The sequence below is a fragment of the Micromonospora citrea genome (assembly GCF_900090315.1).
GTDB lineage: Bacteria > Actinomycetota > Actinomycetes > Mycobacteriales > Micromonosporaceae > Micromonospora > Micromonospora citrea.
Genome location: NZ_FMHZ01000002.1, coordinates 7,093,037 through 7,113,254, shown reverse-complemented (window position 1 = coordinate 7,113,254; position 20,218 = coordinate 7,093,037). Strand labels below are relative to the sequence as shown.

Annotated in this window: 11 protein-coding genes; all 11 read right to left on the bottom strand. The window is 77.5% G+C overall.

The annotated features are described in order from the left end of the window. Positions 1 to 91: 91 nt before the first annotated feature. Entirely contained in the window at positions 92 to 574 is a 483-nt protein-coding gene (locus GA0070606_RS31615; RefSeq protein WP_091107045.1) for an SRPBCC family protein, read from the bottom strand. Beyond that, entirely contained in the window at positions 571 to 933 is a 363-nt protein-coding gene (locus tag GA0070606_RS31610) for an ArsR/SmtB family transcription factor (RefSeq protein WP_091107043.1), read from the bottom strand. The genes GA0070606_RS31615 and GA0070606_RS31610 overlap by 4 nt, the downstream gene beginning before the upstream one ends. Positions 934 to 986: 53 nt before the next feature. Then, positions 987 to 2,474, bottom strand: a complete 1,488-nt coding sequence (locus GA0070606_RS31605; RefSeq protein WP_091107041.1) for a tetratricopeptide repeat protein — start codon at positions 2,472 to 2,474, stop codon at positions 987 to 989. 877 nt (positions 2,475 to 3,351) lie between these two features. After that, positions 3,352 to 5,115, bottom strand: coding sequence for an ABC transporter permease subunit (locus GA0070606_RS31600; RefSeq protein ID WP_141721907.1), 1,764 nt, complete (start codon positions 5,113 to 5,115; stop codon positions 3,352 to 3,354). Then, positions 5,112 to 6,392, bottom strand: a complete 1,281-nt coding sequence (locus GA0070606_RS31595) for an extracellular solute-binding protein (RefSeq protein WP_141721906.1) — start codon at positions 6,390 to 6,392, stop codon at positions 5,112 to 5,114. The genes GA0070606_RS31600 and GA0070606_RS31595 overlap by 4 nt, the downstream gene beginning before the upstream one ends. Next, positions 6,389 to 6,997, bottom strand: coding sequence for an ATP-binding cassette domain-containing protein (locus tag GA0070606_RS31590; RefSeq protein WP_091107038.1), 609 nt, complete (start codon positions 6,995 to 6,997; stop codon positions 6,389 to 6,391). The genes GA0070606_RS31595 and GA0070606_RS31590 overlap by 4 nt, the downstream gene beginning before the upstream one ends. A 91-nt stretch (positions 6,998 to 7,088) precedes the next feature. Further along, positions 7,089 to 8,615 carry a hypothetical protein gene (locus tag GA0070606_RS31585; protein WP_091107036.1) on the bottom strand — a complete coding sequence of 509 codons (1,527 nt, stop codon included), beginning with the start codon at positions 8,613 to 8,615 and terminating at the stop codon, positions 7,089 to 7,091. 7 nt (positions 8,616 to 8,622) lie between these two features. Beyond that, entirely contained in the window at positions 8,623 to 12,477 is a 3,855-nt protein-coding gene (locus GA0070606_RS31580) for a hypothetical protein (RefSeq protein WP_091107034.1), read from the bottom strand. Next, positions 12,477 to 15,113: a hypothetical protein gene (locus GA0070606_RS31575; RefSeq protein ID WP_091107032.1), complete on the bottom strand. Its 2,637-nt coding sequence runs from the start codon at positions 15,111 to 15,113 to the stop codon at positions 12,477 to 12,479. The genes GA0070606_RS31580 and GA0070606_RS31575 overlap by 1 nt, the downstream gene beginning before the upstream one ends. A gap of 12 nt (positions 15,114 to 15,125) precedes the next feature. Continuing rightward, on the bottom strand, positions 15,126 to 18,443 hold the full coding sequence (locus GA0070606_RS31570; protein ID WP_091107030.1) for a DUF6603 domain-containing protein: 3,318 nt from the start codon (positions 18,441 to 18,443) through the stop codon (positions 15,126 to 15,128). Continuing rightward, a complete protein-coding gene (locus GA0070606_RS31565; RefSeq protein ID WP_176737494.1) occupies positions 18,443 to 20,218 on the bottom strand; it encodes a M14 family zinc carboxypeptidase in 1,776 nt (591 codons plus the stop codon). Before GA0070606_RS31565 ends, GA0070606_RS31570 begins: the two co-directional genes overlap by 1 nt.

The following is a 20,218-nucleotide window of genomic DNA, read 5'->3' as shown; positions in this document are numbered from 1 at the left end:
GCCGACGTCGGGTCGAGATCGCGTCCGGCGTCGGCGGCCCCACCCCGCCCCGGCCACCGGGCGGTGGCCGGGGCGGCGGTGGCGCGCCGGGTCAGAGGGACCTGGCGACCTCGACCAGTTGGTCGAGCGCCGCGCCCCAGCCCTCGACGAAGCCCATCTCCTCGTGCGACTTCCTGGCCGCGGCGTCGGCGTGGATCGCCGTGGCGGTGTATCTCGTGCCGGCGCCGGCAGGTTCGAGGCTGACGACCGCGGTGAACGGGAAGCCGTCCCCGGTGTTCTGCGGGCGGAAGCCCGACGCCAGCGCGGAGGTGAAGACCAGCGTCCGGTTCTCCTCGACCACCAGGATGCAGCCGCTGCTCGGGTACTCCTCGCCCTCCGGCGAGCGCATCACCGTGTCGAACCTGCCGCCCGGTCGCAGGTCGATCTCGCAGGACGAGGTCGACCAGGGCTTCGGGGCGAACCATCGCACGATCAACTCGGGCGTGGTCCAGGCCTTCCAGACGAGCTCGGGCGCGACGTCGACCGTGCGCTCCAGGACGAGGTCGAGCTTCGGATCCATGTCGTACGCGATCATTCCTGCTGCTCCTTCAGGTCGTGGAGAAGTGCGTCGAGTTGGTCGAGGCGCCGGGTCCAGAGCGCGCGCCGCTCGGCGAGCCAGGCGTCGACCCGGTCGAGCGGTCCGGGTGCGAGCCGGTAGGTGCGCACCCGCCCCGCCTTCTCCGACGTCACCAGACCGGCGTGCTCGAGGACGCGCAGGTGCTGGGTGAACGACGGCAGCGCCATGTCGAACGGGCGGGCCAGCTCGCTGGTCGTCGCCGGGCCCCGGCTGAGGCGCTCGACGACCTGGCGACGGGTGGGATCCGACAGCGCGTGGAACACGTCGTCGAGCCGCGCGCCGGCCTCCCCGCCCTCGTCGCCAGATCGCTTAGGCATGAACCTAAGTATTCTCGCCCGGACGGGTCAGGTCAAGCCCTGAGCGCCCCCGCTCAGGCGGGCGCGTCGGCGCCGACGAGGCGGGCGTCCGCCGCGGCCTGACCGTCGGCGTCGCGCGCCTCCTCGCACACGGTGGCCGCGTCCACCCAGTGCCGTCGCGCCTCGGCGGCGTCACCCAGGGCAGCCGCCGCGTCGCCGAGGTAGAGCAGGGTGCGGCCCAGCCCCGCCGTCGGCCGGTCGTCGCGCAGCCGCCGGCTCTCCGCGAGCAGCTCGTACGCCTGCCGCGCCTGACCCGGCGCGGAGGCCAGCAGCACCGCCCCGGCGTTGAGCAGCGCGGCCGGCCGGTTCGACGGGTCGGTCACGGACTCGTACTCGCGCAGCGCCGCCCGCCACGACTGTGCCGCGTCGAGGTGCTCGCCCTGCCCGGCGTGCACCAGCACCAGGTTCGTCAGGGCCGCCGCGTAGCCGCGGGCGTCGCCGAGCGCGCGGAAGGCGTTCGCCGCCCGCACCAGGTGGTGGTGCGCGGAGTCCAGCTCGCCCCGCGCCAGCCGGGCGGCGCCCAGCCCGAGGTCGGTCAACGCGTGCCCGGCCCGGTCCGCGCCGGAGCGGTGCCGCCGCGACAGCTCCAGGTGCTCCACGGCGTCGTCGAGCTGACCGAGATCCAGCAGCACCAGGCCGAGGTTCATCCGCGCCTGCGCGGTGCCGCGCCGGCCCCGCTCCGCCACCGCGAGGCTGAGCGCCGTCGCCGCGCCCTGCGGGTCGCCCCGGCGGCGGCGCAGCACGCCCAACTCGTTGTGCGCCCAGCCGGCGATCTCCGGCCGGTCGTCGGCCGTGGGGGTGGCGAGCACCGTGCGGCACACCTCCTCCCACTCGCCGAGCCGCTCCGCGTGCGCCAGCCAGCCGCACAGCGCCACCGCCAGCCGGAACCACCAGCGACGCACCCGTCGCGGCAGGGTTTCGGCGGCGCCCGCGGGCACCCGCACCACCGCCAGCAGCAGCTCCTGGTGCAGGTCGAACCAGCCGTACGGATCGTCGTCCAGGGCCAGGGTGGGCTCCCGGTCCGGCGGCGAGGCGGCCACCGCCAGGCTCGCGGCGTGCCGCTCGGCCCGGCGGGCCAGGTGCCGGGTGAGCCGCGCCTGCGCCGCCACCCGCCGCCGCGCCGGCTCCGCGTCGCGCAGGTGCATCCGGGCGTACGGGGCCAGCAGCGGACGCACCTCGTAACGGTCGCCGGGCGCACCGGCCACGAACCCGCCGGCCGCCAGCTCGTGCAGCAGCGCGGCCACCCGCTCCGGGCGGCGGCCGGCCAGCGCCCCGATCGTCGGCCGGTCCAGCGGCACCGGGCTGAGCGACATCAACCGCCACAGCCGCCGCGCCTCGCCGCCCAGCGCGTGGTAGGCGGTGTCCCGCCCCGTCACCAACTGGGTCGCCGGGGAGGCGGCGACGTGCTGGTGCGGGGGCGTGTCGACGGCGCGGCGCAGCGCGTCGAGCACGTCGGCGTGCCGCCAGCCGTGCTGCGCCGTACGCCGACCCAGCTCCGCCACCGTGCGGGGCTGCCGGCCGCACAGCTCGACGACCGCGCGTACGGCCGGGTCGGTGCGGGGATCAGGACGGTGCGGCCGGGCGACGGGGGCGGCGGCGCCCGCGGCGGCGAACAGCTCGACCGCGTCGTCGGCGTCCGGCTCGGCGAGGCCGTGGGCCGCCACCCCTCCAGGGCGTCCAGCGCGGGCGTGCCCACCAGCAGCAACCGGCAGGCCCGCGCGGTCGGCGGCAGCAGCGGCCGGACCTGGGCGGGATCGTCCACGTTGTCCAGCACGACCAGGATCTCCCGGCCGTCGAGCTGCCCCCTCAGCTCGTCGGCGGCGTCGGCGAGGTCGTCGGCGCGGCCCGACACCGGCGGCCGGGTGCCGAGGATCCGGGCCAGCGCGGTGAGCACCTGCCTCGCGGAGTGCGGCCGGCCGCCCCGGCGCAGGTCGAGGTAATACTGACCGTCGGGGAAGTCCTCCCGGCAGAGGTTGGCGGCCTGGACGGCGCAGGCGGAGGTGCCGACGGCCCGCCGGCCGACCACCGCGACCGCGTGTTCCTTCTTGAGCAGGTCGATGATCGCCTCGACGTGCCCGGCCCGCCCGGTGAACCCGGCCGGCCAGGGCAGGGTGGGCGCGCCGGCGGCGGGCGCGGCCTCGACGTCGTCCGTCGTCGCGGCCTGCTGCCGCTGGCGGCGCCACTCCACGACCGTCGCGGCGGCGAGGCCGAGCACGATCACCCCGGCGCTCGCCGAGCCGAGCTGGGCCACGGACAGCTCGGAGAGCAGGTTGCCGGTGACGTTGCCGAGCACCGCGCTGACCGTCCCGCCCACCACGCCGCCGATGGCCAGCAGCAGGCTCAGCCGCCGCGGCCGGCGGGAGCGGCCGGTCGGCCCGCTCACCGGACGCCCCCGGCGACCAGGCCGGCGACGAGCTGACGGCGGGCCAGCACCACCAGCAGCACCGGCAGGACCGAGGCGATCACCGAACCGGCGGCGAGCTCGCCGCTGTTGGCCACGAACCCCCGGGTCTGGCCGGCGAGGAACAGCCCCAGCGGCACCGCCCCCGGCCCGCTGAACAGCAGGCCCACCACCAGATCGTTCCACACCTGCACGAACTCCAGCACCGCGACGGCGACCACGGCGGGGCGGTTGTGCCGGGCGAGCAGCCGCAGCGTGCCCCACCAGTGCCGGCCGCCCACCCGGGCCGCCCGCACCTGCTCGCCGGGCAGGTCGGCGAAGGCGTTGCGCAGCACCAGCACGGCGAACGGCACCCCCAGCGCGACGTGCACCAGCGCCAGGCCGCGCGCCGTGCCCGAGGAGAGCACCACCCCGAGCACCTCGTTGACCGGCCCCGCGATGACCTGCACGGGCACGATGCTGGCGGCCATCAGCAGCAGGCCGGTGCCCTGGGCCGCCGGCCCGGTCAACCAGGCGAGGGGATACGCGGCCAGCAGCGCGACGGCCAGCACCGCCGCCGTCACCACCGCCGCCAGCACCAGCGTGAAGCCCAACGTGCGCCACAGCTCGACGCCGGTGACCAGCTTCTGGTAGGAAGCGAGGCTCGGTGGACTCGCCCACCAGCCCCGGGCCGCCGCGTCCACCTTGCCGTGCAGCGACGTCGCGAGCAGCACCCCCAGCGGCACCAGCCAGGCGACTGCCGCGCCTGCGGCCAGCAGCCGCGTCGACCGGCGTGGCGCCGGCGTCGCCGGGTCGGGCCCGACGGGCGCGGGGTCCCGGGGCGGCGGCCACGCCTGCCGCACGAACAGCGCCGCGACCAGCATTCCGGCGGCGACCGCCACCAGCCAGACCACGCCGAGCGCGGCGCCCTCGCCGGTGGTGGCGCCGTTCGAGGTCTGCCAGACCCGCAGCGCCAGCACGGACGCCTCGTCGCGTACCGAGCCGGGCGCCAGCACCAGGATCAGGTCGAACGTGCGGGCCGTGCCGAGCGCTACCAGGGTGAAGACCACGGCGACCGTACGCAGCAGCAGCGGCCGCCACTGCGCGTCCCAGAGCACGTCGCGGCGGTTGCCGCCGTAGGCGCGTACCGCGTCGGCGAGACTCGGCGGGACGGCGTCGAGGGCGGCCCGGAACACCAGCACCGCCAGCCCGACCCACGCCCACACGAACGCCGACATCAGCGCCACCGTGACCAGGCCGGGGCCGAGCAGGTGCGGCGCGTCCGCCGCCGACCGCCCGGTCAGCCTCGCGGCGACCAGCGTGGCCAGCCCGCGCCCCGGGTCCGGGTCGTACATCAGCCGGAAGGTGACCCCGGTGACCACCAGCGGCAACGCCGTCGGCACCACCAGGATCAGCCGGACCAGCCCACCCTCCTGGGAGCGGCGCGACGCGGCGGCGAGCAGGTAGCCCAGCACGGTCACCACGGCGGGCACGACCAGCGCCCAGAGCAGCGTGCGCCCCACCACCGCGCCGGTGCCGGGCGCGGCCAGCGCGGTGCGGTAGTGCTCCGCGCCGACCCACCGGCCGTCGGTGGTGACGCTGGCGTGCAGCGTACGCAGCACCGGCCACGCCACCAGCCCACCGAGCAGCAGCAGGGCGGGCAGCAGCAGCGCCGAGGTGGCCCCCGCCGCCGGGTAGGCCCGCCCGCGCCGGGGCGGCCCGACGTCGTCGAGGACCGCCAGCTCGCCCAGGACCCGGCTCACCGGCCGCCCCCCGCCGAGCGGGCCGCCGCGGCCAGTTGACCGATGGCCCGGCGGGCCGCCTCGCGGGCGGAGACCCCGTCGGTGACGTCGGCGAAGAAGTCCTGCATGATCCGCCAGATGCCCACCCCGTCGGAGCCGGTGAACGGCCCGGGCAGCCGGTCGGACAGGTCGAAGCGGACCGTCTGCGCCGTGCGCAGCTCCGCGGCGAGGCGGCGGCGGACCGGGTCGCGGTAGTCGGCCAGCGGCACGGAGACGTTGGGGGAGAGGTAGCCGCCGGCGCGCAGCCACGGCGCGAACGCGGACCCGTCGCTGAGCCAACGCACCAGCTCCGGGCCCCGGCCCGAGCCGGCGAACGCCACGGCCGCGTCGCCGCCGACGATCAGCGGCCCGCCGGCCACCCGCGCGCCCGGGAACCGGAACGTCTCCGGCGGCTCGGGGCCCCGGCGGAAGATTCCGCCGATGTCGTCGACGAAGTCGGCCTCGAAGAGCATCGTGGCCCGCCGGTGGTGGACCAGTTGGATCACCGACTCCTCGTACTGGGTGAGCAGGGCGCGCCGGCCGCCGCCGGGGAACGCGCCGTCGACGCTCCACAACTCGGCGAGCCGGTCCAGCGCGGCGCGCACCGGGCCGGCCCGCCAGTCGGCCTCGCCGTGGGCCAACGCCTCGTAGAAGCCGGGCGGCGCCACGTCGGCGAGGACGTTCTCGAACCAGTCGGTGAGCACCCAGCCGTCGGCGGCGCCCACGGCCAACGGCGCCGGCCCGTCGCCGGACCGGGCCCGCGCGCCCAGCCGGCGGGTGAGCGCGACCAGATGGTCCCAGGTGCGCGGCGGCTCGGGCAGCATCGACGGGAAGTACCAGAACAGCGACTTGTGCGCCGCCTTGACCCAGACGCCGTAGCGCCGCCCGTCGGCGGAGAGCAGGTCGGTCATGCCGGGCGGGAGGGCGTAGCTGGCGGCCGGGCTGAGCTCCCGCAGCCAGCCGCGCCGGGCGTACTCCGCGACCAGGCCCGAGCGGGGCAGGATCGCCACGTCGGGGCTGGTGCCGGCGAGCTGGCGGGCGCGCAGGAACGCGTCGATGTCGTTGCCGGCGCTGATCACCTGCACGCCCGCGCCGTAGCCGGCCACCACCTCGCGGAACCGGGCCAGCTCGCTGCCGCTCCAGACCACCGCGACCTGCACCGACGGCTCCGCCCGGGAACAGCCGGCGAGGGCGGTGGCACCCGCCGCCGCGGTGGCCCGCAGCAGGGCGCGGCGGCGCAGCCGCCCCGCCGGGGTCACCCGACCACCTCGGCGGCGACCGGCACGTCGGTCAGGGCACCCGGATCGGCCGTGCAGACCAGCACGGCCGCGCCCGGAGTGTCCGGCGGGGACAGCCGCCCCACCAGGTCGGTGAGCCGCCCGCCGCCGACCGCCCCGGTCGGCAGGTCGATCACCAGCACCTCGGGCAGGCAGGCGACCGCCCTGGCCAGCGCCACCCGGAACCGCTGCGCCTCCGACAGCAGGTGCGGCCGCAGCGCCAGTGTCGGCGCCAGCTCCAGCCGGTCGACCACCGTCGCCGTCCAGTCGTCGGCGACCTCCCGTACCCGCTCCCGCCGGCGCTGGCCGTAGGCGATGTTGCGGCGCACGGTCAGGTGGGGCAGCAGCGCACCGCCGGCCGGAACGTAGGCGATCCGCCGGCGCGGCGGCGGCAGGGCGGTGACGTCGCGGCCGCCGACCAGCACCTGGCCGGCGACCGGCGCGGCCAGCCCGGCCACCACCCGGGCGACGGCGGTGCCGACGGGCGGGTCGGCCACCAGCGCGGCCGAGGTGCCCGCGGCGACGTCGAGGGTCACCGGCGCGGCGCCGGGCACGGCGACGAGTTCGCACAGTCGTGACGTGGCCATCACCTCCGGTGAGCCGGGCGGTCGCCCCAGGGTGGCACAACCGGACGACACGTGGTGCCCCGCCGGCGTCCCCTGTGGAGTCACCGCCGGTTCACGCCACCACCTCCGGCGGCACCTGCTCCAACACGTCGAAGCGCAGCCCCAGGGACGGTGGGGTGAGCAACGGCTGCCGCCGCCGCTGGGTCCACAGCACCGGCGTGCCGTCGGTGGCCCGGGCCAGCATCGCCCGCCGCTCCACCCGCACCCCGTCGGCCGGCACCGCCGCCGGTTCGAGCTGATGGGTGGGATGCGTCCCGCCGGCGGCCGGGTCGACCAGCAGGTCGCTCTCCGCCTCCGGCAGCAGCACCGCCGTCGGGCCGGACAGGTCCACCCCGCGCCCCTGAACGTAACGGCGCCGGCCGGCGACGTCCTCCACCACGTACGGGTGCCAGTGCCGGGGCACCCTCGTCATGGGCCGGTACGCGAACCCGGGCCGGCCGGAGGCGTCCAGGCGGGCCGGGGGCTCGGCCGGGGCCGCCTCGTCGCCGAGCACCCCGCGCCCGCGCAGCCGCCGCTCCACCGCCCAGACCAGGTTGGCGTCCTCGTCGGTGCCGATCACCACCTCGTCGAGCACCGGGCCGACCAGCGGGGTGGCCGCCGTGGCCCAGACCACCAGGGAGCGGCTGTCCAGTCCGTCGGTGGCGAACAGGCTCCAGTCGGCGGGCGGCGTCACCGGCCAGTCCTCGCCGAACGAGTCGTGCACCACCACCTCGTCCAGGGTGACGACGTGCCCGGCCAGCCCGGGCACCGGGAAGGCGAACCAGTCGTCGGAGTGGTTGACGATCAGGTCGATCAGCAGCAGCGTCGCCAGGTGGGAGCGGTCCGGCGGGTAGCCGCCGACGTCCACCGCGGCGTCCTCGATCTGCCACCAGCGGGGCAGCGGCGCGCCCGGGTACCGGACCCGCCGGGGCACGGTGGTCGCCGCGTCGACCGGCTCGGGCGGGTCGGGCAGCGGACGGTCGGCGTCCACCGCGTACCAGTCGAGGTCGCCGCCGTCGTGCCGGCGCAGCGCCAGGGTCACCCCGTCGGCGGTGAAGTCGGCGTCGTAGGCCAGTTCCGCCGGATCCCACAGGTCCACCGGCTCCGGCTCCGGCGGGCGCAGCCCGGCGAACCAGGCCACGGGCACGCCCAGCTCGCCGCGCCGTCGCCACAGCTCGCGGCCGTCCACGCCGGTGCCGTCCAGGACGTCGTACGGCACCGGCAGCGCCGCGAGCAGCAGGGTCGGGTCGGTCGGCAGGGGCGTTCCGGCCGCGCCGGCCGCCGCCGCGACCGAGCGACCCGCCGCGATCCGCCGGCCGGGCGTCCACCAGTCACCCGGCTCGGACTCGACGATCGCCTCGGCGGGGGTGGTGCGCGGGTCCAGGTGCGGCTGCCCGCCCAGCGGGTCGACGGGGGTGAGCCGGGCCCGGTAGCTGACCCGTACCGGGGAGGACGCGTCCTCGCCCTGGTGCTCGCCGAGCTGCCACTGCCGGCCGAGCAACCAGGCCGGGTCGGCGACCTCGGCGGCGAAGCCACGGGTCAGGTCCGGCCCGGCCGGGTCCGCCTCCAGCCGTCGTACCGTGTCGAAGACCAGCGCCATCGCCGGGTCACCTCCGGGTCGGATCGAGCGGGACCCCCGTGGGCCCGTCGGCGGGCAGCAGCCCGGTCGGCAGCAGCCCGCGCAGGCCGGGGGTGAGGTCTGCCGGCCGGGCGACCCGGGCCCGGGCCAGCTCGCGGACCTCGGCGAGGAGCTCCACCAGGGTCTCGGGGTCGAGCGGTCGGGACAGGTCCGGCGGCACGGCGAGCAGGATCGCCTGCGGCGCGCGGGCGGCCGGGGCGTCGAAGCCGAAGGTCGCCGCCGTGGCCTGCGCCGCCTCCGGAACCACCTCGGTGAACCGGTCGAGCACGGCCACCGCGACCGGTGCCCCCGGCGGCGTGGCGGTGAGGTCGAGCGTCGGGTCGGCGTACGCGAGGATCAGCCGTCGCCCGTCGGGCCCGCCGCTCTGCCACGGGTCGCCGGGCTTGTTGCTCCAGGCGGCGAGGGCCGGCCCGGCGGCGGCGGGAGTGCCGTCGGCGAGCTGGTGCGCCTCCAGCCTGGCGAGCGGCTCCCGGACGGCCGCGACCACCGGCAACCAGTCCGTGTCGACCGTCCCGTCGCCGGTCAGCGCGGGCAGCGCCGAGCGGGGCAGCCGGGCGGTCAGCGCGAGCTGGCCCGTCGGGCTGACCAGCGCGGCGAGCTGCCCGACCAGGTCGTCGCGCGTCAGCTCCGCCGCCGGGGAGGGCGACCCCGGGCCGGCCGGCGCGGTGTCGGCGGCGGCGGCGAGCCGCGCGTCGAGCAGCTCCCGCACCCGGGCGGCCTGCGCCACCAGCCGCCGCTGCGCGGCCTCGGCGCCCGACGTCGCCTCCGTCGGCGTCGGGTCGGGGGCGAGCCCCCAGGCACGGGCGGCGGTGACCAGGCGGGTCAGCACCGCCGGGTCGGCGCCGCCGATGCCGCCGTCGTCCGCGGTCAGCGCCAGCTCGGCGGCGAGCCGGACGGCCAGGGCCGCCGCCGTGTCCCGGACCCGGCCGTAGCGGGCGAGCAGGTCGGCGTGGGCGGCGGCGGGCGGGTCGGCGGAGTCCGGCCGCTCGGCCGTCGCGTCCGGGTCGGCCGGCCGGCGCCCGACCAGGGCGACCAGCCGCGCGGCGGCCTCGTAGCGGTCGCCGCCGTCGCCGCCGGTCAGCGTGGCCTCGGCCGGGTCCGCGCCGAGCGCGGCGGCACCGGCGGCGACGGCGAGGCGCTCCAGGTCGGTGCGCGTCAGGGCCAGCGCGTCCGCCGGGCCGAGCCCCAGCGCGTCGAGGGTGACGGTGGCGACCAGCCCGCCGGCGGCGACCTCGAACGTCCAGTCGGCGCCGACCTGGGCGGCCAGGAACGCGGCGGTCGCCGGGTCGGCCAGGGCGGCCGGGGCGAGGGCGGCCCGGTCGGTCGGGTCCACCGGCAGGACCGGGTCGGCGACGTGCGGGAGGACGACGACCACGCCGGTGCCGACCGCCCGTCCCTCCCGGGGGGTGCGCAGCAACCCCAGCCGCGGCGGCCGGGTCAACCCGGCGGCGGCGTCGAGCGCCGCCCCGGCCACCTCGGCCCGGCCCTCGGTGACGTGGTGCACGGCCTCGGCGACCAGCAGGTCCCCGTAGGCGTCCATGGCGACGCGAAGCCGGTCCAGGCCGGCCAGGCGGGCCGGGTCCAGCCCGAGTCCACCGGGCGGGGCGGCCAGCACGGCCAGCCCGTCGCAGACCCGCCGCCCGGCGTGCTCGGTGCGGACGGGGAAGTCCCGGCGCAGCCGCTCCACGTCGGCCGGCGTGCCCACCACCCGCTCGACCTCGCGGCCGAGCGCCTCGGCCAGGTGCGCGCCGACCCGGACGTGTTCGGCGATCCGGTCGGCGTCGCGGACCGACCGGGACGTGAGGTCCAGGTCCCAGCGGGACGACGGGTCGCTGACCGCCCGGTCCCGCAGCACCGTGGCGGCGAGACCCTGCCCGGCCGAGGGCGCGTGGATCAGGCCGGCGGCCGTGGGCCCGGGGGCCCCCGGCCGGGGCCGGTCCACCCAGCCGTACGCGCCGAGCCGGGGCTTGGCCGCCTGCTGTCGCACCAGGTCGTGCAGCCGCCGGGTGGGCGGCCCCAGCAGCCAGGGGTCGACGCGGTAAGCGGCGGTGTCCACGCTGGCGCGCAGCAGCCGTTCCAGCCGGGGCGGGTCGATCTCGCCGAGCGTGAGCAGCCCGTCGACCACCCGCTCGTAGGCGCGGGCCTGCGGGGTGGGGCCGTGCAGCGCTGTGGCGGGGGTGTCGGCGATCCAGCCCTGGAGCCGGCCGGCGGTGGCGGCGTCCCGGGCCACCGGCTCCGGGCCGGGCGGGGCCTCGCCGGCCAGCGCCCGCCCCACGTCGCCGATGGCCACCTGCAACGACCGGACGGCGAGCCGCAGCAGCAGGCTGTCCAGCGGATATTCCCTGAGCAGTTCCTTCTCCAGGTTCGCGCGGTTGGCGTAGGCCCACGGCTGCTCCTCCGCGATCTCCACCAGCCGCTTCAGCACGTCGGCGACGCCGGTGCCGGCGGGCATGCCGTCCGGCGTCACGAGCGGGATCTCCAGTCGGCGGGGCGCGCCCGTGGCTCCGTAGCGGCGGTGCGGCGCCAGGCCCAGCCGATCGGCGTCGGGGTGCCGGTGCCGCCAGGCCGCGTCCAGGTCGGACCAGGAGGTGCCGTAGCCGAGCAGGAGCAGCACCAGCCACCACAGCTCCAGCGGCCAGGCCCGACGGTGTCGGAACAGCGGCGAGGTCGGCACCTGACCGATCAGGTCGAGCAGTTCCTCGGTGGACGCCCCGACCACCGTGCCCCGCTGCTCGGCGGCGGCGGCGTACTCGGCGCGCAGGTGGGACAGCGGCTCGACCAGGCCCGCCTCGACCGGCGGGTCCTTCGGCTCGGGCACCCAGCGGCGCAGCACCGTGGCCGGCAGCAGCCCGTACGGCTGGGGGCCGACGCGCAGCGTCGGGAACGGACCCTCGGGCAGCAGCGCCCCGGGCGCCCACTCGGCGGCGGCGCCGGTCGGCACCGCCCACACGTCCGCCCCGGCGAAACCCCACAGCGCGGGCCAGAGCCCGGCCACCGCCCCGCCCGCCCAGCGTCGGTGCGGCTCCGCGCCGCCCGGCAGGGCGCCGAGCAGCCCGGGATCGCCGGTGAGCGCGGCGGAGACCAGCCGCTCGGTGTCGGTGGGCGCCCCGGTGAGCACGCCCCACCAGGCCGTCGGATCCCCGGTGACGGGTACGGCGGGCGCGCCGTCCACCGTGTTCGTCGCCGAGCCGGGGGCCAGCAGCGACAGCCGTCCCTCGTCGCGGTGGCTGCCGAACAGCGCGCCCGGGTCGCCGTCGCCGAGACCGGTGACGTAGAGCGCGTCGACGTCGGTCGGGTCGCCGTCCAGCGGCACCTTTCCGGCCAGGCCGGCCGCGACGGCCTCGTCCCAGTCGTCCCACCACCGCCGATCGGCGGGCGCGTCCGGGTCGGGGAAGTCGACGGCGAGTCGACTCCGGTCGACGGTGAGGGTCAACACCACGGCCGGTGGGCCGCCGCCGCGGGCCAGCCAGACGTGCAGCGTGTCCGGGAACCCCTCGATCCGGGGGAACGCCGGTTCGGTGCGCAGCTCGCCCGCGCCGACCGGCCGCAGCGCGGCGGTGCCGTCGGGGGCGGTGACCACCAGCGTCCGGACCAGCCAGACCGCCCGTGCCCCGCCGACCTGGACGGTCAGCTCGCGCCAGGCCACCTCGCCGCCCCCGGCGTCGAGGTGGCGCCGCACCGCGTCGATCTCGCCCGGCGACACCCGCGGGTCGTGCCGGGCGAACCAGGGCTCGTCCGGCACGACCCGCAGGCGCAGCAGGCCGGGGGAGAACCGGGTCTCGATCCGCACCGGCAGCAGCACGCCGACGACTGGTTCCGCCATCACGGTCCCTCCGGGTCGAGGTGGTCGCCGCGGATGAGCACCCGCACCGGGCGGGCGAAACTGGTCCGCGCCCAGGTCTCCGGCGCCGGGGAAGTCGACGCGTCGTTGGCGAAGCGGTAGCCGGCCGGGGGTTCCTCGAAGACCAGCCAGTGCCGCAGCACGTCGGCCGGCTCGAACCCCTGGAAGCCGAAGAAGGTCACGTCGGTGCCGATCCGCCCCTGGAAGCTGGGCAGCACCCGGACCGCGCCGGCCGGCGGGTCCTGCCCGAAGTCGACCGTGCCGGCGTGCTCGGCGGTGACCAGGTAGACGACGGTGGCCGGGTAGCGGAGGAACAACCGCCCCTTGATCACCACGACCAGGTCCCGGCCCGAGGCACCGGCCGGGCGGTGCGCCGGGGTGCCCAGACCGCTGCCGTCCGGCCAGCTGCCGATGCCGGTGATGTCGTCGACGCGTACGCCGGTGCCGGTGTCGGTCCGGCTCCAGAACACCCGCAGCGGGGTGCAGCCGGTGGCCACCGGGATGTTGCGCCACCGCAGCTCGCCGAGGAGCTGGGTGTTCAGCCCGGTCAGCAGGGCGTCGACGAAACGCGGATTGGTCTCCACCGCGATCACCGAGTTGTCCGGCAGCGCGCCGACGCCGGGCAGCAGCCACTCGTCGAAGGCGTCGCGCAGGTCGGCCCAGACCGGCCGGTCCAGCCCCACGCAGACCTCCGGCGGGGCGAGCGGCCGCGCCGGATCGAGACCATCGATCGTGGACAGCACGCGCACCCGGGCGGCGGCGTCGGGGCGGGTCGGGTCGAACGCCGCGGCCACCCCGGCGGCCAGCGCGTCCAGGTCGACCGGGCGGCACGGCGGCTCCACCGGCTCCGGCTCGGCCAGCCCGTCGAGCAGCGTCGGCAGGTCGTCCTCGCCGGCCGGCTTCGGCCAGCGTTCGAGCAGCTCCAGCAGGGCGGCGACGAGCCGCTCCAGCTCCCGTTCGTCGCGGTCGTCGACGGTCGCGGCGGCGGCCAGCAGGGCCACGGCCTGGGCCCACGGCGCCGGTGATCCGGAGTGCGCCGCCCGGGCCAGCCGCTCGGCCACCGAGTACGCCAGGTCACGCAGCTTCGGGTGGGCCGCCTCGGCCAGCTCCTTGGCCCGCTCGGCGGCGGCGGTCAGGTCCACCTCGCCGGTCTCCGCCGCCCGACGTCGACGCTCCTCAAGGTCGGCGAGGTCGATGCCGAGATCCTCCAGCGGCAGCCCGCCGGCGCCGGGGCGGGGCGGGCGCGGGCACCGGTTGGCGGCCTTCAGCACCTCGGCCGGCGGCGCCGCTGCGGCGGCGGTCAGCGCGGTCCGCGCCGGCCCGGCGCGCAGGATCCGCCGGGCCGCGCCGGAGAACAGCCCCGCGGGCAGTGGCCGGTCCGCGGCGGTGGCGAGCGCGGCCACCGTCCCGTCCGGGGTGACCACGCGGCCCAGCGCCGGCCCGAGCAGCCAGAGCCGCTCGTACGCGTCGCCGGGCGTCCGACGCCGCCACAGCCCGCCCGCGGCGTGCAGACCGAGCACCAGGTCCCGGATCCGCTGCCGCGCCTCCGCGAGCGCCCCCTGGTGGGCGCGGGCCTCGGCGACCAGCTCCTCCTGGAGGCGGATGCCCAGCTCCAGCCCGAGCCCGGCGACGCCCCGGTCCCGGGGGTCGGTGTTCAGGCCGGCGCCCCAGGTGGTCTCCTCCGGGGCGCCGGCCCGCCACGCCTCGCCGTAGCGGGGCAGCCCGACGATCGGCCGGCCCCGGTCGTCCCGCGCGGGGGTGCGCAGCGCGTCCAGGTCGTCGTGGACCTCGGCGGGCAGCGCCGCGTCGGTACCGCCGAGCGGGGCGAGCGCGCCGCGCACCGCCAGGTCGCCGGCGTCGGGCACACGGGGGTAGTCCAGCGGTGCCCGGCCGGTCTCCGGCTCGGCGGCGCCGGGGCGCAGCGCGGCGGCCAGGTCCTCGAAGCTGCCCGCCGGGGTGGCGGTGCGGAATCGCCAGGTGTCGTAGCAGGGCACCGTGGCCGGGCCGGTGCCCGCCCACCGCGGCTGCCCCGCCGCGTCGTACGCCGGCACCAGCGCCGCGACGTAGTCGGTGCCCGCGGCGAGGGGGCGGCCGGAGAGCAGCCGGGCGATCCGCCTGCCGGCGGTGTCCACCTGCAGGTGCGCCCACCGGTACGGCGTCGCACCGGTGCCCAGCGGGTGCAACGCCTGGACGGCCGGGCTGAGCGTCACCTGGTCCCCGGCGAGGGTCAGCTCGTCGCCCTCCAGCCCGACGACCAGCACCAGCCAGGGGTGCTGCGCGCCGGCGCCGGCGGCCGGGCGGGGCGCCGGGGCGTACCGCCACGGCAGGGTCGCGTCGGCGAACTCCACGTGCGGGCAGCGGTCCGACTCGTGGTCGACGGTGCCGGGCGTCGGGTAGCGGCGGGTTACCGCCCCGGGGGCGAGGCGGACCACGTCGGCCGGGCCGGCGAGCAGGAACCGTACGGTGCCGGTGGCGGCGGTGGTGGTCGCGCCGGTGGCGTCGGTGCCGGTGAGGGTGACGGGCGTCTCGACCCGGGGCCGCCCGTCCTGCACGCCGGTGGCCAGCGCGGCGATCCGCTCCCGCGCCCAGCCGTGGAAGGTGAGCTGTTCGTCGGCCATCCTCGCCTCCCCCTAGAAGCTCATCGTCGGCACGGGGTCGGTCGCCGCGACGGCGGCGCCGGCGCCGCCCACGGTGGCCAGCTGGTGGGCCTGCGCCTGGGACAGCCCGGTCGTCACCGCGCCCCCCGCGCCGTGCACGGCCCAGGTCTCGTCCCGCACGCCCACCGCCGGCGTGACCGGGTCGCGCTCGGGTCGACCGGTGCGGCCGGCCGCCGCGGCGAGCAGCCACCGGGGCAGCGCGGCGGCGACGAGCAGCACCGGCGGCGCGGGCAGCCGGATCTGCTTGACGGTGACGGTGAGCACGGTGGCCGGTCCGGCGTCGACGCCCTCGCCGCCCAGCCGGACGCCGGCGGCGAGCCGTTCGAAGGCGCGCCGGTTCAGCGCGTCGGCGTCGGTGAGGTCGGCGAAGCCGCCCGGCGCGAACCAGTCGACCTCGGTGCCGGTGACCTGCGGGCCGGTGGCGGTGACGGTCTCCGGCCGGGTCAGCGGCGCGCCCTCGAAGCGTTGCAGCAGCAGGTCCAGCGGGGCGCGTTCCTGGGTCCAGACGGCCTGGCCCAGCGGCGAGACCACGGGCAGCGCGGCGGTGCGGGCCGGCTCGACGACCACGGCGGTGTCGGCCGCGCCGGTGCTGCGCAGGTTGGCCGGGTCGGCGAGCTCCCCGGCGAGCTCGGCCACGGCCGAGGCGACCGGCGTGACGGCCGGTGGCGTGGTCGAGCCGAGGGTGATGGTCTCCGCGAAGGTGATCTCGAAGAACAGGATCTCCAGGGTCACCCTGCCGTGGAAGACCACCGGGCCGGGACCGGAGAGGCTGCCGGTGAGGTCCAGCCCGGCCAGGGTGCGGCCGCGCCAGCGCACCCGCACCGAGGCGCGGATGGCGAAGTCGAAGTGGAACGGCTGGAACCGGATCAGCGCGTCGAAGCCGAGGAAGCCCCGGATGTTGAACGGCCCCAGGTTGACGACGACCTCGACGGCCGCGCCGAACTGCAGCGTGTTCGTGGTGACCGCGAAGTAGCCCTCGAAGCGGAAGTAGAGCAGGTCGTCGGGCTCGCCGCGGGTCATGGCGATCCGGGTCAGGCCGGCGGGAAACACCAGGGGCGCCGGGTTGTACGCCGGATGGAAGCCGCCGACGGTCAGCACCACGTACGGCTCGGCGCCGTAGCTGAGCCGGAACGCCGCGCCCCCGGTCAGTTCGAGGATCTCCAGCAGGTGGCTGTCGACGAGGACCGCGTCGAAGGCGACCAGTTGCTGCGCGAAGTCGACCACGCCCAGGATGTCCAGCCGGATCTGCAGGTAGGGCCGGCCGCCGGACGGGTTCTCGATCCCCGCCCGCGCCGAGCCGAGGATCACGATCCTGCGCGGGCCGGGCAGCTCGATGAACACGCCGATGTCGAAGCGGACCAGCTCCGCCCAGGACAGTTGCAGTGTCGGCCCGACCACGATCACGCCGGGCGTGGGCGGGAAGACCGCCGCCAGGTCGGCCAGGAGCACCGGGGCGTTGCGGACCGGGTCCTCCGGGGCGAGGATCCGCCCGACGGTGCCGGACGCCATCCGGGCGCGCAGCGCGTCCACGTCGGTCTGCCGGTTCAGCGCGAGCAGCCCGCCGACGGAGGAGAGCGCGAAGCCGAAGCCGAGCTGGATCGGCGGGAAGGTGGCCCGCAGCAGGATCAGCAGCGCGTAGCCGGACCCGCCGCCGGGCAGCCGGGTGTCGAGCAGGCCGACCGCCTCCACCCCGACCACGCCGAGCTTGAGTGCGAGGACGCCCGAGTAGCGGCCGGCCGGCTCGTCGAAGCCGATGAAGCCTCCGCCGGTGACCGGCCCGGCGTCGACGACCATGCCGAGCCCGGTGGGCGGCAGGAAGCGGAAGGTCAGGTCGACCGGGCCCAGGTTGCCGTCGCGTACGGCCAGGTCGGCGCCGACGCCGATGCCGGTCACGCTCGCGGCGAACGGCCCGAGGTCGATGCCGCCGGTGAGGCGGACCTCGAGGGTGATGCCGGCCGCGCCGGGGCGCAGGGCCAGGTCGAGCCGGTCCAGGCGCAGCGGGCCCAGGCGCACCGTGAGGGGGACGGCCAGCACCAGCCCGGCGCCGCCGCGCAGGGTCAGCCCGGCCACCGGGTCCCAGTGCAGCCCGAGGTCGAAGTCGACCTCCAGGGTGGCCGGCAGCACGCTGGACAGGAAGCCGTCGGCGCCGCCGAAGGCGATCACCAGGCGGCCCGCGGCGACCTCGGCGTCGACGACCAGCCGGGCGCTGACCCCGCCCCCGTCGGCGGCGAACGCGGCGCCGACGGCGGCCCGGACGGCGGTGGCCGTGAGCCGGGTGCCGTCGGCCTCGCCGAAGAGCACCATCGGCCCCGGGCCGGTGGGCAGCCGCTCCGCCGACACGGTCAGCTCGCCGGCGACCCCGGGAGCGGGGGCCTGCGGGCGCAGCGTGGCGGGCGGCTCGACGCGCAGGGCGGCGCCGAGGTCGAGGCTGCCCTGGCCGCGCAGGCATACCGCCCAGGTGTCGCCGATCGGCAGGGGGATGTCCAGCCCGCCGAGGTCGAACACGTCGAGGGTCAGCTCCAGCGGGGTGGGCGTGCCCGGGGGCAGCCCCGCCACCGCGTGCAGCCGGAACAGGAACGCGGCCAGCTCGGGACGGCCGCCGGACCCGGCGAGCACCACCGCCGGTACGCCGACGGCGGTCAGCCAGTCGCGCAGCCGGGCGAACAACAGCGCGGCGTCGAGGGTGGACCCGCCCCAGCCGTACACCTGGCTCAGGGCTGCGGCCGGATCGTCGAGCAACACCCCGAGCCGGTCCAGCCGGAGCCCGCGCCGCAGGTAGGCGGGCCGGTCCCCGTCGGCGGGCACGGCGACGTTGTCGACGAGCCCGAACAGGGCGAGGGCGCGGCCGAGCGCCGGCCGACGGTCCAGCAGGTAGCTGGCGGCGGTCCAGTCGACCAGGCGTTGCGGCAGATCGGCGAGGATCGCGGCCAGCGGCGCGCTGACCGCACCGCCGGCGGCGTACGCGGACTGCACCGCGCCGGCCAGGGCCCGGACGGCGTCGACGGCGTCGACGATCAGCGGCAGCAGGTCGCCCAGGGCGGCGGCGATGGCGGCGGAGTCGTCGTCGGCGATCGCGTCGACCAGGGCGGTGACCGCCGGCGGGAGGGCGGCGAGGGCGGTGCCGGCGGTGCCGGCGGCGGCGGCCACACCGGGGGCGCCCGCGACCGGGCCGGGCAGCGGCAGGCCCAGCTCGGCGAAGAGGTCGACAAGCTGCCCGGCGGCCAGCCGCTCGGTGACCGGGTCGAGTAGCCGGGCCAGTTCGACGGCGAGCTGCTCGGCGGTCCCGGCCATCAGCTCCCACCTCCCGGGTCGGTGCCGTCGCGCCGCCCGCCCGGCGGCCCGGCGGCGGCAGCGGTCCGCCCCGGCGGGGGCGCGCCGGCGGACGCGGTCCGGCTCGGCGGGGGCGCGCCGGCGGACGCGGTCCGGCTCGGCGAGGGCTCACCGGCGGACGCGGTCCGGCTCGGTGGGGGCTCACCGGCGGACGCGGTCCGGCTCGGCGCCGGTGTCCGCCGCGGCCCGAGGAACAGGCGCAGGGTGGCGGCGAGCGGTCGGATCAGCCCGACCCGCACGGCCGTGCGGGCCCGGCGGTGCCGCCGCAGCCACCGGGCCACGGCCGGGCTGAAGCTGTAGTAGACCCGGTCCAGGGTGTCGGCGATCCGGGCGCCGCGCGGTGAGGCCCGTAGCCGCTCGTCGCGCAGGTGCCGCAGGTAGCGCACGTCCGGATGGTCGGGGTGCCCCAGCGCCGCGGTGGCGATCAGGCAGCCTCCGCCTCCGCCCCCGCCGCCGGCAGCGGGCAGCGGGGCTGAGGCGGCCACCTTGAGCAGCGCCGTCACCGCCGCGTGGATCTCACGGTTGATCTTGCGGAAGTGGCCGGGCGGATCGGCGTAGTTGCAGTGGAAGCCCTGCTCCTCGGCGTGCCCCGTCTCCAGGCAGTACGCGAAGATCGGCTGCCGGTTCGGCAGCGCGAACTGCCGGCTGCACGCGTAGTCGTCGCTGCACCCGGAGTTCGGCCCGCCGCCCACGGGGAGGTAGAGGAACGCGCTCTGCCCGACGGTGTACTCGGAGTGGGCGCGCTGGGTCGTGGAGGCGGGCGCGGCGGGGTCGACCCCGGCCGACCGGAGGATCTCGTCGTGCATCGCCGTGGCGATCAGGCGCGCCCGCGAGCGGATCCGGTGCGGCGGGTCGTCGGGGAGGTATTCCTTGTAGTCGGTCCGGCCCGACGGCAGCGCCGGATCCCCGGCGATCAGCCCGTCCCGGGTGCCGGCGAAGGCGGGCGCCCGCCAGTGCATCGCCGGGTCGTCGCCGTCCTCCTCCAACCCCCAGGAGTAGAGGATGTTGCGGCCGAACATGTGCACGTCCGCGTAGTAGTGGATCGGCAGGGTGTCCAGCAGGGACTCCAGGTGACGGGTCTCCACCTCGGAATGCGCCGACGGCCCGCGGTAGGTGTCCTCGGCCGGCGACGTGGAGGCCGGGTCCGAGCCGTACCGGGCGCGGTAGAGCGCCACGTCGTAGTAGTCCTCGAACCGCCAGATGATGTCGAAGTTGCGGTTCAGGTCGACGCCGATCTCGCCGCCCGCCTGGGGGCTGCGGTTCTTGCGCCAGCCCGGCTCGCTGAGGTGGGTCAGGTCGTGCTCGCGCCCGTCCGGGTTGAGCAGCGGCAGGACGTAGAGGTCGAGCTTCGTGACGATGTCGTTGACGTCGGCCGCCGGGATCCGCCAGGCGCGGTAGCGGACCGGGGCGCCGGCCAGTGGGGTGACGGTCATCGCCGGGAAGACGACGTCGGTGCCCGACGTGTACGACACCAGCAGGTTGCGGGCGAGGGCGACCAGCGCGTCGGGCGGCGCCCACTCGCGGGCGTGCACCCCGCCGACGATCAGCGCCGCCGGCCGGTTCGGGCCGCTGCCGTTGGCGATCCTGACGTAGCTGTGCGTCCGGCCCTCGGCGGTCTCCGTCGGGAAGACCGTCCGGGTGCACAGCGCGGGAAAGCTGGCGGCGAGGTCGGCGAGCGCGTCCTCGATCTCCTGCGCGCGCAGCGGCGCGGTGATGTCCGGGTACGGCGGGGGCAC